The organism is Planotetraspora phitsanulokensis, from assembly GCF_016863295.1.
GTDB classification, from domain to species: domain Bacteria; phylum Actinomycetota; class Actinomycetes; order Streptosporangiales; family Streptosporangiaceae; genus Planotetraspora; species Planotetraspora phitsanulokensis.
This window is the reverse complement of sequence record NZ_BOOP01000006.1, coordinates 50175-63156: the sequence shown is the minus strand read 5'-3', so window position 1 is coordinate 63156 and position 12982 is coordinate 50175. Positions and strand designations below refer to the sequence as shown.

Annotated in this window: 12 protein-coding genes; 6 read left to right on the top strand and 6 right to left on the bottom strand. The window is 71.0% G+C overall.

The features are described 5' to 3' along the window. The first annotated feature begins 49 nt into the window (after positions 1 to 49). The 5 genes from Pph01_RS08640 (at position 50) to Pph01_RS08620 (ending at position 6421) form a co-directional block, all read left to right on the top strand. On the top strand, positions 50 to 835 hold the full coding sequence (locus Pph01_RS08640; RefSeq protein ID WP_204072472.1) for a hydroxypyruvate isomerase family protein: 786 nt from the start codon (positions 50 to 52) through the stop codon (positions 833 to 835). Further along, the gene (locus tag Pph01_RS08635; protein WP_204072471.1) at positions 832 to 1701 is read left to right on the top strand and encodes a 2-hydroxy-3-oxopropionate reductase; all 870 of its coding nucleotides are present in this window, start codon (positions 832 to 834) and stop codon (positions 1699 to 1701) included. The genes Pph01_RS08640 and Pph01_RS08635 overlap by 4 nt, the downstream gene beginning before the upstream one ends. A 64-nt stretch (positions 1702 to 1765) precedes the next feature. Further along, complete coding sequence (gcl, locus tag Pph01_RS08630) at positions 1766 to 3490, top strand: glyoxylate carboligase (RefSeq protein WP_204072470.1); 1725 nt, start codon at positions 1766 to 1768, stop codon at positions 3488 to 3490. Between the two features lie 11 nt (positions 3491 to 3501). Continuing rightward, on the top strand, positions 3502 to 5040 hold the full coding sequence (locus Pph01_RS08625; protein WP_204072469.1) for an aldehyde dehydrogenase family protein: 1539 nt from the start codon (positions 3502 to 3504) through the stop codon (positions 5038 to 5040). A gap of 133 nt (positions 5041 to 5173) precedes the next feature. Continuing rightward, the gene (locus tag Pph01_RS08620) at positions 5174 to 6421 is read left to right on the top strand and encodes a glycerate kinase (protein WP_204072468.1); all 1248 of its coding nucleotides are present in this window, start codon (positions 5174 to 5176) and stop codon (positions 6419 to 6421) included. 4 nt (positions 6422 to 6425) lie between these two features. Here the strand turns inward: Pph01_RS08620 and Pph01_RS08615 are convergent, their stop codons facing one another. The 5 genes from Pph01_RS08615 to Pph01_RS08595 form a co-directional block, all read right to left on the bottom strand. After that, a complete protein-coding gene (locus tag Pph01_RS08615) occupies positions 6426 to 7328 on the bottom strand; it encodes a hypothetical protein (RefSeq protein ID WP_204072467.1) in 903 nt (300 codons plus the stop codon). A gap of 117 nt (positions 7329 to 7445) precedes the next feature. Beyond that, the gene (locus Pph01_RS08610; RefSeq protein WP_204072466.1) at positions 7446 to 8237 is read right to left on the bottom strand and encodes an ABC transporter permease; all 792 of its coding nucleotides are present in this window, start codon (positions 8235 to 8237) and stop codon (positions 7446 to 7448) included. After that, positions 8234 to 9220: an ATP-binding cassette domain-containing protein gene (locus Pph01_RS08605; protein ID WP_204072465.1), complete on the bottom strand. Its 987-nt coding sequence runs from the start codon at positions 9218 to 9220 to the stop codon at positions 8234 to 8236. Before Pph01_RS08605 ends, Pph01_RS08610 begins: the two co-directional genes overlap by 4 nt. A 32-nt stretch (positions 9221 to 9252) precedes the next feature. Then, on the bottom strand, positions 9253 to 10089 hold the full coding sequence (locus Pph01_RS08600) for a DUF4097 family beta strand repeat-containing protein (RefSeq protein ID WP_204072464.1): 837 nt from the start codon (positions 10087 to 10089) through the stop codon (positions 9253 to 9255). A gap of 84 nt (positions 10090 to 10173) precedes the next feature. Continuing rightward, positions 10174 to 10707 (bottom strand): hypothetical protein, encoded by a 534-nt coding sequence (locus Pph01_RS08595; RefSeq protein ID WP_204072463.1) that lies wholly within the window; start codon positions 10705 to 10707, stop codon positions 10174 to 10176. 233 nt (positions 10708 to 10940) lie between these two features. Between Pph01_RS08595 and Pph01_RS08590 the strand changes: the two genes are divergently transcribed. Beyond that, positions 10941 to 12005, top strand: coding sequence for an NAD(P)/FAD-dependent oxidoreductase (locus Pph01_RS08590; protein ID WP_204072462.1), 1065 nt, complete (start codon positions 10941 to 10943; stop codon positions 12003 to 12005). 298 nt (positions 12006 to 12303) lie between these two features. Here Pph01_RS08590 and Pph01_RS08585 read toward each other — a convergent pair whose 3' ends face one another. Next, positions 12304 to 12750: a hypothetical protein gene (locus Pph01_RS08585; protein ID WP_204072461.1), complete on the bottom strand. Its 447-nt coding sequence runs from the start codon at positions 12748 to 12750 to the stop codon at positions 12304 to 12306. Positions 12751 to 12982: the final 232 nt, after the last annotated feature.

Below are 12982 nucleotides of genomic sequence, written 5' to 3'. Positions count from 1 at the left end.
CGGTCCCCCTGGCGGCGGCCACCGGCATCGTGACGTTCCTGGAGGCATCGTGAAGTTCGACGTCAACCTCTCCATCCTCTTCACCGAACTGCCGCTCCTGGAACGTCCGGCCGCGGCGGCCAAGGCGGGGTTCGACGCGGTGGAGATGTGGTGGCCCTTCGACGGCCCGGATCCCGGGCAGCGTGAACTCGACCGGTTGCGACGGGCGATCGAAGACGCCGGGGTGCGCCTGGTCGGGCTGAACTTCGACGCCGGCGACATGGCCTCGGGAGACCGGGGCCTGTTGTCCCGGCCGGACGGGTCGGCGCGGTTCCGCGCGAACATCGACGTCGCGGTCGGCCTGGCCGGCGCGCTGGGCTGCCGGGTGCTCAACGCGCTCTACGGCAACCGTGTGCCGGGCGAGCCCGCCGGGGCGCACCGCGAGCTGGCCCTGTCCAACCTCTCCCTGGCGGCGCAGGCGGCGGCGGGGATCGGCGCCACGGTGGTCGTCGAGGCGATCAACACGCACGAGAACCCGGACTATCCGATCTGGTCGTCCGGCGGCGCCTTCGAGGTGATCGACGGGGTGGACGCGCCCAACGTCGCCTTCCTTGCCGACCTCTACCACCTGAACCGGATGGGCGAGGACGTGATCGCCCTCATCGACACGCACTCCGCACGGTTCGGCCACGTCCAGATCGCCGACGACCCCGGGCGCGGCCAGCCGGGCACCGGGGCCATGCCGTACACGCAGATCTTCGAGCGGCTGGAGGCCGTGGGATACCGCGGCCACGTCGGTCTGGAGTACCGGCCCGTCGGCGCGAGCGCCGAGAGCTTCGCATGGAGGAACGGATGAACATCGCATTCATCGGGCTCGGGATCATGGGCAGCCCGATGGCGGCCCACCTGGTGCGAGCCGGTTACACGGTCGTCGGGTACGACGTCAGCGGCGAACGGCTGGCCGCGCTGGCCGCGATCGGCGGGCAGACGGCCGCGAACGTCGCCGAGGCGGTGGCGGGCGCCGACGTCGCGATCACGATGTTGCCCGACTCCCCCCAGGTGGAGGAGGTCGCCTTCGGCGAGGACGGCCTGCTCGCGCACGCCAAGCCCGGCCTGTTGTACATCGACGCGAGCACGATCAAGCCGGAGACCTCCCGCCGGGTCGCGCGGGAGGCCGCGGAAAGGGGCGTCAGCGTGCTCGACGCGCCCGTGAGCGGTGGCGAGCGCGGCGCCGTCGACGGCACATTGTCGATCATGGTGGGCGGCCGGGCCGAGGACTTCCAGGCGGCCCGGGAGATCCTCGGCCACCTCGGCACGACCGTTGTGCACGTCGGGCCGCACGGTGCCGGGCAGACGGTCAAGGCGGCCAACCAACTCGTGGTCGGCGGGATCTACGGCCTGGTGGCCGAGGCGATCCTGCTGCTCGAGGCCTCAGGGGTGGACCCCGGCCCCGGCATGGACGTGCTCGCCGGAGGGCTGGCCGGATCCCGGATCCTCGAGCTCAAGCGCCAGAGCATGATCAGGCGGGAGTTCACCCCCGGCTTCCGCATCGACCTCCACCACAAGGACATGGGCATCGCGATCGCGGCCGCGCGCGAGGCGGGGGTGTCCCTGCCGCTCACCGGCCTGGTCGCCCAACTCGTCGCCGCGGCGAAGGCCCAGGGTCACGGGTCGCTCGACCATTCCGCACTGCTCAAGGTGATCGAAAGGATCAATTCGTGAACGAGCGCAGCGTGACGACAGACACGCGCCGCACGACCTCGCGCATGCTTTCGGAGGAGGCCAGGTGAAGCGGATCCCCTGCATGGAGGCGGTTGTCTCCGTCATGGAGTCCGAAGGCGTCGACACCGTCTTCGGCATCCCCGGGGCGGCGATCCTGCCGCTCTACGCCGCGCTGCAGCACAGCTCGATCCGGCACATCACGGTCCGGCATGAGGAGGGCGGCACGCACGCCGCCGACGGCTGGTCCCGCGTGACCGGCAACGTCGGCGTCTGCATCGGCACGTCGGGGCCGGCCGGCACGAACATGATCACCGGGCTGTACACCGCGCTGGCCGACTCGATCCCGATGATCTGCATCACCGGCCAGGCGATGAAGAGCAAGCTGCACCAGGAGTCGTTCCAGGCGGTCGACATCGTGGAGATCGCCAAGCCGGTGACCAAGTGGGCCGTGCAGCTCAAGGAGCCCGCGCAGGCGCCCTGGGTCTTCCGTGAAGCCTTCCGCATCGCGCGATCCGGCCGTCCGGGGCCGGTCCTCATCGACCTGCCGATCGACGTGCAGCGCGGCACCTGCCTCTACGACCCCGAGCTCGACGGCCCCTTCCCCGTCGACGTGCCGGAGCCGCGGCCGGAGGCCGTTCGGGCGGCCATCGACCTGCTGACGGAGGCCCAACGGCCGCTGATCCTCGCCGGCGGAGGCGTCGTCATCGGCGACGCGTCGGCCGAGTTGCGCGCCCTGGCCGAGCACCTGCAGGTGCCGGTCCAGGTCACGCTCATGGGCAAGGGCGCCTTCCCCGAGGACCACCCCCTGTTCGCGGGCATGGCGGGCATCCAGACCCAGACCCGCTGGGGGAACGCGGCGTTCCTGGAGAGCGACCTGGTCCTGGCGGTCGGCGCCCGCTTCGGCGACCGGCACACCGGTGACCTGGACGTCTACCGGAAGGGCCGCACCTTCATCCACGCCGACATCGAGCCGACCCAGATAGGCAAGGTCTTCGAGCCCCACCTGGGCCTGGTCGGCCACGCGCGGCCGACGCTGGCCGCCCTCACCGAGGAGGCCCGCCGCCACACCGCCCAGAAGAAGCCGGGCCGCTGGGTGAAGAAGGTCGAGAAGCTGCGCGCGACGCTGCCGCGGCGGGACGACTTCGACGACGTCCCGATCAAGCCGCCCCGCGTCTTCAAGGAGATCAACGAGTTCTTCGGCCAGGACACGACCTTCGTCACGGCCATCGGCCTGTACCAGATCTGGTCGGGGCAGTTCCAGAAGACCTTCCTTCCGCGGCGTTACCTCGTGTGCGGGCAGGCCGGGCCGCTGGGCTGGGAGGTGCCGGCCGCGATGGGCGTCAAGTGCGCCTACCCGAACCGGCAGGTCGTGGCCGTCGTCGGCGACTACTCCTTCCAGTTCCTGATGGAGGAGGTCGCGGTCGCCGCCCAGTACCGCATCCCGTTCGTGATCGTGATGATCAACAACGAGTACCTCGGGCTGATCCGGCAGGCCGAGCTGCCGTACGACATGAACTACGCCGTGGACCTCCACTACGGCGAAGGCGGGATCGACCACGTGAAGGTCATGGACGCCTTCGGCTGCCCCGCGCGCCGGGTCGAGCAGCCAGGCGACCTCCGCGACGCGCTCGCCTGGGCCACCGCCGAGGCGGAGCGCGCGCAGCTGCCCGTGCTCGTCGAGGTGATGGTCGAACGCGAGGCCAACGCCGCCATGGGGCAGTCGCTTGACGCGATCAAGGAGTTCGAACCGCTTCCGGAGCTCGCCCTCGCCATCGACTGGTCCGACTGAGGAGAACGCGCATGCCACTCCTGCTCAAGCCCGGCACCACCTGGACCGACGCCTACAGCCGATGCCGTACGGCGGCGCCGGAAGCCTTCCATGACGACAGGGTGCTCAACCACTGGGCCGGGATGTGGCAGCGTGACGGCCGCCCGGCGCCGGCGGTGTCTCCCGTCGACGGCACCACCATCGCCGGCCCGCCGCGCCTCGACCGGTCCACCGCGTCGCGGGCGGTGCGGGCGAGCCTCGACGAGCACCAGCAGTGGCGGCACGTGCCGCTGGCCGACCGCAAGGCGCGGGTGGCGGCCACGCTGGACGCCATGACCGAGCATCGGGAGCTGCTGGCCCTGCTGCTCGTGTGGGAGATCGGCAAGCCGTGGAAGCTCGCCCTGGCCGACGTCGACCGGTGCATCGAAGGGGTGCGCTGGTACGTCGACGAGATCGACTCCATGGCAGCGGGGCGCGCCCCGCTGCCCGGGCCGGTCAGCAACATCGCGAGCTGGAACTATCCGATGAGCGTGCTGATGCACGCGATGCTGGTGCAGACCCTCGCCGGCAATGCCGCGATCGCGAAGACGCCGACGGACGGCGGCCTCGCGTGCCTCACCCTCGCCTGCGCGCTGGCCGTGGGCGAGGGGCTGCCGGTCACCCTGGTGAGCGGCGGAGGCGCGGAGCTGTCCCCGGCGCTGGTCCGCAGCCAGGAGCTCGGATGCGTCTCCTTCGTCGGCGGGCGCGACGCCGGCGCCAAGGTCGCGACGTCTCTGGCCGACCTCGGCAGGAGGCACATCCTCGAGCAGGAGGGTCTCAACTGCTGGGGGGTCTGGGAGTACAGCGACTGGGACCGGCTGTCGGGCCAGATCCGCAAGACCTTCGACTACGGCAAGCAGCGGTGCACGGCCTACCCGCGCTTCATCGTCCAGCGCGCGTTGTTCCACGACTTCCTCGCGGCCTACCTCCCGGCCGTCCGATCGGTCCGGTTCGGGCATCCGCTCGCGGTGGAGTCGGCGGACGACCCGCTGCCGGAGCTCGACTTCGGCCCGCTCATCAACAACACCAAGGTGAAGGACCTGGCCGACCAGGTCGACGAGGCGATCACGAAGGGCGGGGTGCCGCTCTACCGGGGTTCGCTGGCCGACGGCCGGTTCCTTCCGGGCCAGGACACCTCCGCGTACCTGGCGCCGGTGGCGATCCTGGCCCCGCCGGGCTCCTCGCCGCTGCGCCACGCCGAGCCGTTCGGGCCGGTGGACACCATCGTGGTGGTAGACACCGAAGCCGAGTTGCTGGCCGCGATGAACGCCAGCAACGGCGCGCTGGTGGCGACCCTCTCCTGCGACGAGGAGGAGACCGCGACCCGGCTCGCCTCCGAGGTGCGGGCCTTCAAGGTGGGGGTCAACGCGCCGCGCTCGCGGGGAGACCGGGAGGAGCTGTTCGGCGGTCTGGGCGCCTCGTGGCGCGGTGCGTTCGTCGGAGGAGAACTGCTGGTCCGGGCGGTGACGCTCGGGCCGGAGGGCGAGCGCCTTCCGGGCAACTTCCCCGGCTACACCGGCCTGCCCCACTAGGGAGTGCCCTCTGAGGAGCGTTCCTCCTCGCTCCTGTGGGGGCGTTGCCCCGCCGGGATCCTGATGCGCACACATCAGGATCCCGGCGGGATGATGGACGGCGTCATCGTCGCCGAGCCGCGAGAAGGGGATCATGAAGGGTCACGTCGTCATCGCGCCGGACAAGTTCAGGGGGTCGCTGACCTCGCCCGAGGTGGTCGCCCACGTGACGGCGGGGCTAGGGCGCGTGCCGGTCGTGGGACTGCCGGTGGCCGACGGCGGCGAGGGGACCGTGGACGCCGTGGTGGCCTCCGGCTTCACCCGGGTCGAGGTCGAGGTGACCGGCCCGACCGGCGATCCGGTCGTGGCGTCGTACGCCGTGCGCGACGAGCCGCACGGCACGACGGCGGCGGAACCGGTCACGGACGTCGCCGCGTCCCCGCGGAGCGTGGGCAGGGTGGCGGTCATCGAGCTCGCGGAGGCCTCGGGGCTGCGGAGGCTGCCCGGTGCGCCCGCCCCGCTCACCGCGACCAGCTACGGGACCGGCGAGCTCATCGCCCATGCCGTACGGCACGGCGCGACCCGGATCGTCCTCGGGCTGGGCGGCAGCGCCTGCACCGACGGGGGAGCGGGCATGGTCCAGGCGCTGGGAGCGCGACTGCTGGGCGAGGACGGCGAGGAGTTGCCGTTCGGCGGGGCGGCGCTGGGGCGGCTCGACCGGATCGACGCGTCGGCGCTCGCCCAGCCGGCCCCGGGCGACCCGGCAGTGGGCGGAACCGGCGTCGGCGGAGTGGAGTTCGTCGTCGCGAGCGATGTGGACAACCCGCTGCTCGGGCCGAACGGCGCGGCCGCGGTCTACGGTCCGCAGAAGGGCGCCTCACCACAGGACGTGGCCATCCTTGAGAAGGGGCTGGCCAGGCTGGCCGCGGTTGCGGTGCACACGCACGGTCTCACGGGATCGATCGAGCACGACGGCGTGGTGCGGAGCATGGGGGTCGCCGGCCGTCCGGGAGCGGGGGCGGCCGGCGGAGTGGGCTTCGCCGCGCTGGCCTTCCTGCGGGCGGAGATCCGGCCCGGGATCGGGTACCTCCTCGAGTTGCTGGACTTCGACCGGCAGGTCGAAGGGGCACGGCTGGTCATCACGGGGGAGGGTTCGATCGACGAGCAGTCGCTGCGCGGCAAGGCCCCCGTGGGCGTCGCGTCGGCGGCCGCCAAGCACGGCGTGCCGGTCGTGGCCGTCTGCGGGCGGAGGTCCATCGGCGACGCCGAGCTCCGGTCGGCGGGCATCGAGGCCGCCTACGCCCTGACCGACATCGAGCCCGACGTCAAACGGTGCATCGCCGAGGCGGGACCGCTTCTCGAACGCGTCGCGCGCACGATCGCCGCCACTCACCTGCCGTGAGGCGTCAGAGGGCGTCCCGCGTGCGCTCGCCCGTCTCTCCGGTTCTGGCCAGCCACGTCGCGGCGGTCAGCACCGTGGCCGAAAGCACGGTCAGCGCCGCCAGCCGCGCGAGATCCCCGAGCCCTGGCGGCGGGAAGCACACGCCCACGAGCGGCAGCAGGGTGACGATCGCGCGACGCCCGACGGGCGATCGCAGCGTTTTCACCGCGGCCGTCGCGACGACGAGAACCGGCACGAGAACGGGGAGTGGACTCCCTGAGGCGGAGGAGGTCTGCAGGCCTGCGACGGTGGTCGCGAACACGGCGACCGCCCAGGTCAGCAGCCGCCTCGTGTCCAGAGGCGCCGGCCCGTGCGAGGGCGCGACGGTCAGCATGGCGGCGCACACGCCTGCCCGGAGCGCGCCCATTCCGACGTCGGCCACCGCCCAGGACGCGCCGTACTCGGGGAACGCGCCCGCGTGCTGCTGGAGCGTGATCAACGTGGTGAGCACGGTCCAGGCCCACGCGCAGGCCACGGCGGCGCGCCTCCGCCTGAGGCAGACCAGCAACACGATCAGGCCGTACGGCAGAGCGAACGGAAGCGTTTGCAGTGCGGCGTCGAAACTGAGCCGCCAGGCGTAGCCCGCCGGCCGGATCAGGCCGGCGAGGAAGAGCGCGACCGGTGCGATGAGCGCCGCCATGCCGACGGCGTCATGCCAGTGCCCGCGCGAACCGGGCGCGACGGCGCGGCGCAGCCGGATCGACAGGCCTCCTCGCAGCAGGTCGAAGGTCTCGCGGAAGGTCGGCCGGTCCTGCCCGGGAGCCGCCCCCGCCAGGAGGACCGTGATCATCTCCGCCTCGTGCCGGGCGCGGTGTTCCTTCGGGTACCACGCCATCAGCTTCCGGTAACCCTGCTCCAACGCGGTCACGTGAGCTCCTGCATCGATTGAATCATGCGATCGATATATACCGATAGATTGACTAACGTGCAAGCCGTACCTTGCGAAGATTTCGGGTCCCGGGCGGAACCGTGCGGTGTGAAGGGTCTAGCGGTTGGCGTCGCGGTTGAAGGTGGACCGCGCCCACGCATAGCCGGCCAGGCTGAGCCCGACGCACCAGGCCAGAGCGATGATCGCGCTGTTGCCGATCGGCGTGCCGAGCAGCAGGCCCCGCAGCGTCTCGATGATCGGCGTGAACGGCTGGTACTCCGCGAACCAGCGCATCCCGGCGGGCATGGACTCCGTGGGGACGATGGCGCTGCCGACGAAGGGGAGGAACTGCAGCGGAAGGGGGATGTTGCTGGCGGACTCGGGGCTCTTGGCCACCAGCCCGATTCCCGCCGCCAGCCAGGTGAGCGCCAGGGTGAGCAGGGTGAGGACGCCGATGGCGGCGACCCACTCGAGGGGTGTGGCGGTGGGCCTGAATCCCATGAGCAGGGCGACGCCGATGACGAGCACGATGCTGGCCATCGTCTGGATCACACTCCCCACCACATACCCGGTCAGGAAGGACGCGCGGGAGATCGCCATCGTGCGGAACCGGTTGACGATGCCTTCCGTCACGTCGACGCAGACGCTGACCGCGGTGACCAGGGCGCCGGCGGTGGCGGTCAGGAGGATCATCCCGGGGGCGATGTAGTCGATGTACTCTCCGCCGCCGGAGGACATGCCGCCGATCCCGGTGGCCAGGGCTCCGCCGAAGACGTAGTTGAACAGAAGAAGGATCACGACGGGCGTCCCGGCCACCGACAGTGTCAGCCCCGGGTAGCGCCGGGCGTGCTTCAGGTTGCGCCGCAACATCGTCATCGAGTCGCTGACGGCGTAGGACATGCTGGTCATCGGGCGTTCTCCTTCGAGGAGCCGGCGTCGTCGCCGGAACGGGGCCGGCCGGTGAGGGTGAGGAACACGTCGTCGAGGTCGGGGGTGTGCACCGTGAGCGCCTCGGCCTCGATCGACGCGCGGTCGAGGGCGCCGAGGACGGCGCGCAGGGCGGGGATGTCACCGTCGCCGGGGATGTTCAGAGCGAGAGCCTCGTCGTCACGGGTCACGGAGCCGAACAGGGCGGCGGCCGACTCGAGGGAGCCGACGTCGGCGAACTGGAGGCGGATGTGGCCGCCGGGGATGCGGCGCTTCAGCTCCTCGGGCGTGCCTTCGGCGACCAGCTTCCCGTGGTCGAGGACGGCGATGCGGTCGGCCAGATGGTCGGCCTCGTCGAGGTACTGCGTCGTCAGGAAGATCGTGACGCCGTCGGCGGCGAGCGCCCGGATGATCTGCCACATGGTACGGCGGCTGCGCGGGTCGAGCCCGGTGGTCGGCTCGTCGAGGAAGATGATGCGCGGATCGCCCATCAGCGTCATCGCGAGGTCGAGCTTGCGCCGCATCCCGCCGGAGAGGGTGACGACGGGCTTGGCGGCCGCATCGGTCAGCTCGAAGCGGCGCAGCAGGTCGGCGGCGCGCCGGCGGCCTTCGGCACGGGGCAGATGGTTGAGGTCCGCCATGAGGCTCAGGTTCTCCTCGGCGGTGAGCAGGTTGTCCACCGCCGAGAACTGTCCGGTCACGCCGATCGCGGCGCGCACGGCGCCGGGCTCGCGGGTCACGTCGTGGCCCGCGACGTACGCCGTGCCGGCGTTGGCGGAGATGAGGGTGGAGAGGATCTGCACGGTGGTCGTCTTGCCCGCGCCGTTAGGCCCGAGCAGAGCGAAGATCATGCCTTCGGGGATGCGCAGGTCGATGCCGTCGAGCACCACCTTGTCGCCGAAGGACTTCGACAACCCGGAGGTGGTGATCGCCTCTGCGACGACGGTCGCCGTGGATGCGGTCATGGGGATCGTGTCCCTTTCTGCGTGCGAGCGGGTCAGGCGCGGCGGATCACGATGTCGCCGAGCTCGGTGCGGGCGCGGATCTCGACGGTCTCGTCGGAGACCTCGGGCCCTTCCGCGGGGCCGAGGGAGTTGCGCACCCGGCCGAGGCGGGTGTTCACGTCGAGCCAGGCGGCGGTGGACTCGCGGATGCCGACCTCGACGTCGCCGAGGGCGGTCTGCAACATGACCTGGCCGCGCGCCACCTCGCCGACCCGGATACCGCCGTTCGCGGCTCTGGCCTCGACTCCGGCGCGTGCGACGCCGACATTGATCCGGCCGTTGGACGAGGTCGCCTTCAGGTCGCCGGCGACTTCTCCGACCGTGGTCTCGCCGTTGGAGTTCTTGATCGTCGCTCTGCCGCCGACGCCGCCGACGTCGATCCGGCCCACCCCGGCGATCTCGGCGTCGCCCGCCACGCGGTCCACGCGGATCTCGCCGTGGTCGGTCTTCAGGTGTACGGTCTCCGCCTGGCCGACCTGGATGTCGCCGACCGAGCTCTTGATCCTGCAGTCCCCGAGACGGCCGTCGCAGACGAAGTCCGCCAGCGGGGAGGTGCCCTGCACGTCCGAGCCCGCGGGCACCTCGACGCTGATGTCGAGCGACCCGCTCATGCCGAACAGTGAGCGCTTCCTCGGCCCCTTGACCAGCAGGGTGCCGCCCGAGCAGGTGACCTTGGTCTGCTGCGCGGCCCGCACGTCGGCGTCGTCGGCGCCGTCGGTCGGCAGCACCTCGACGACCGTGTCGGTGCGGTCGCCGGCCACGATCCGGGCGGACCCGATGTCGAACTCGAGGATGACGGAGATCGGTTCGGGGGTGTCGAAAATAGGCATGGCTGTGCCGTCCTCATGACGATGGTGTGCGTTCCCGCTGGTGGAGCGGGTGGATGACTAGTGGTGCCGAGCACTGGTCCCGGGCTAGCGGACCCAGCCCGTGTAGCCCTGTTGTCCTCTGCGGCTCCGCCCGGACACGCGCCCGCCCTCACCGGGCTCCAGCGCGGTGGCGACGGCCCGCACCAGCCAGGCGTTGACCGAGAGCCCTTCCCGCCCTGCGGCGTCCTCGACCCGGGTCTTGAGATGAGTGGGAAGGCGGAAGTTGATCCGGGCGGCCGTGCCGTCATCGCCGTCCGAAGGAGCGGGAGGCATGGCCGTCCGCGCGCTGCTCGGCGGGTTGTCGTACTCCTGGGATTCCTTGTACGGCTCCTGCGACGGCGGCTGTGTCACCACGAACTCGGGGTCGAGACCACGGAGCCGTACGTCGACCGAGCCCGGCGCCAGATCGCGGGTCACCTCGTCCATGGCGGCGGTCAGGGCGCCCAGCAAGGTGAGCCGGGCGGCGGACTCCAGGGGTGCGGTGAGCCGCTCGGCCAGGGCGCGGGCTTCGTCGCCGCCCGCGGCCGCAGCGACCGCGAGCTCATGCTGGAGATTGTCGACGTAGGGCGTGAGGTCCATGACATCACAATGACACACCGGTGGCACCATAGCTAGACCTATTGGCATCATTCTGACGCCACCATGGCGCCGGAGTGGGGGTGGGGTGGGTGGGAGTGGGGATAGGGGGTGATCACGCACAGGCTCGTGATCAAGCTGTACATGATCACCAACTAGTTGCTGAGGTGGCAACAATTTTTGTCAGTTGCCTTCGCTTGGGCTGAGTATTCGGCCAACGAACGGAGGTACAACCCATGACTGCAGAAGAAGGACAGACGGCGGGTGCCGTCCGAACCGGTACGCGGCGCCGTCATGACGTCGTGGTCGTCGGCGGGGGAGCGGCCGGCCTCAGCGGGGCCCTGATCCTGGCGCGGGCACGTCGCTCGGTGCTGGTGATCGACGACGGACGGCCGCGCAACGCCCCCGCCGCCGAGGTGCACGGCTACCTGTCGAGCGACGGGATGCCGCCCTCGCAGTTGCTGGCCACGGGCCGCGCCGAGGTGATCGGCTACGGCGGCGAGATCGTGACGGGCCGCGTGGTGACGGCCGGACGCCGGGACGCCGGAGGCTTTCTGATCACGCTCGGCGACGGATCCACGGTGACGGCGGACCGGCTGCTGGTGACGACCGGCCTGGTCGACGAACTGCCCGACGTGCCCGGGCTCGCGGAGCGGTGGGGGCGCGAGGTGCTGCACTGTCCGTACTGCCACGGCTGGGAGGTGCGCGACCAGCCGATCGGCGTCCTCGGCACCGGTCCGATGGCGGTCCACCAGGCGCTGCTGTGGCGGCAGTGGAGCAGGGACGTGACCCTCTTCCTGCACACGGCGCCCGCCCCCACCGGCGACCAGCGGGAGCAACTTGCCGCCCGCGACATCGTCGTGGTGGACGGAAAGGTGACCGGACTCGAGGTCGCTGACGACAGGCTCGTCGGCGTACGACTGGCGGACGGCAGGGTGGTTGCCCGCAGCGCCTTGACGACGACCCCGTGCTTCACCGCCAGGGCGGAGATCCTCAGCGGGCTGGGCCTCAAGCCGACCGACCAGGAGGTGGGCGGTCATGTGATCGGCAGCTACATCGCGGCCGATCCGTCAGGGGCGACCGACGTGCCGGGCGTGTGGGTGGCGGGCAACGTGGCCAACCTGATGGATCAGGTCATCGGCGCCGCCGCCGCGGGTGTGCGCGCCGGTGCGGCGATCAACGCCGACCTGGTCGCCGAGGACACGCGCCGGGCCGTCGAGGCTCGCAGGTCCCCCTTCTCCGCGGCGATGGAACGGGAGGTCTGCGAGACCGTGCTCGGCGACCGCCGGCACGGCCTCTGACGAGACCGGGGCACGCGTAGATTTCCCGGCCGCCCGCCCACACACCGACCGCGACGCCGGGAACGCCGAACTCGGTGGCCGTCGCCTACGAACTCGGACATTGCGCTATCTGACATGTCAGTTCCCCTTCCGCTTCACTTCGCGTGCTACGCCGGACTCTCGGACTCGATGTGCCTTGCGTCCGGCCTGCACACGACGATGTCCGCATCCGCTGACAGCGGTCTGACATCGCGCAGACGAGGACCCGCGACGCCTGTCAGACGGATCGGCGGCACCGCTCCGGAGACGCGCCCTGGGTTCAGGAGGCTGCGGAAAGCAAGGTGAGTGCGGCTTGGCGGGCATACTCGCCCGCGCCGGCGCCGTCGTGATGCGCGGCGACGGCGGTCGCACCCTCGACCAGCATGAGCAGCTGCCGCCCCAGGACCTGGGGAGCGGCGGCTCCGGCGCGCTCGGCGATGCCGGTCAGCAACTCGAGGTAGTGGTCGAGATGACGCGCGGTGATGGCGCGTACGGTCTCGACGTGATGCTGGGCGGCCGCGTTCAGCATCGCGCAGCCGCGGAAGACCGGATCGTCGTACCACTGCTGGAGCGCGTCGAACACGGCGGCGAGCTGGTCGCGGGGGTCGTCGCCGGCGGCGTCCGCGGCCGCGGCCAGCCATCGCGTGACCCGCTCACTGCGCTGCCAGAGCATGGACTGCACCTCGTACGGAGTGACGGTGTCGAGGCCGGTGCCGATCAGGAGCACGGGACATCACGAACCGGTCGTCACCGCATACGAGGCGGAGCCCGTGGAGCACCTCGAACACCACCTCTTCCCGACCGACCACGCGTTGTCGGACCCTCCCGGTGGCAAAAGGAAGTAGGAAGCCGAGCAGCGACGAGGCGGTCAAGGGAGAAGAGAAAGATGCCTGATCAGACCGCGAATGCGGCCCGGAGGGATGCCCGCAGGGCAGTCTGGTCAAGGATCTTGGCGGCCC

Bases quoted from the DNA above. Each gene is read 5' to 3' on its own strand.
- Pph01_RS08635 (WP_204072471.1), top strand. From the start codon at position 832: ATGAACATCGCATTCATCGGGCTCGGGATCATGGGCAGCCCGATGGCG.
- Pph01_RS08625 (WP_204072469.1), top strand. From the start codon at position 3,502: ATGCCACTCCTGCTCAAGCCCGGCACCACCTGGACCGACGCCTACAGC.
- Pph01_RS08620 (WP_204072468.1), top strand. From the start codon at position 5,174: ATGAAGGGTCACGTCGTCATCGCGCCGGACAAGTTCAGGGGGTCGCTG.
- Pph01_RS08610 (WP_204072466.1), bottom strand. From the start codon at position 8,237: ATGACCAGCATGTCCTACGCCGTCAGCGACTCGATGACGATGTTGCGG.
- Pph01_RS08605 (WP_204072465.1), bottom strand. From the start codon at position 9,220: ATGACCGCATCCACGGCGACCGTCGTCGCAGAGGCGATCACCACCTCC.
- Pph01_RS08600 (WP_204072464.1), bottom strand. From the start codon at position 10,089: ATGCCTATTTTCGACACCCCCGAACCGATCTCCGTCATCCTCGAGTTC.
- Pph01_RS08595 (WP_204072463.1), bottom strand. From the start codon at position 10,707: ATGGACCTCACGCCCTACGTCGACAATCTCCAGCATGAGCTCGCGGTC.
- Pph01_RS08590 (WP_204072462.1), top strand. From the start codon at position 10,941: ATGACTGCAGAAGAAGGACAGACGGCGGGTGCCGTCCGAACCGGTACG.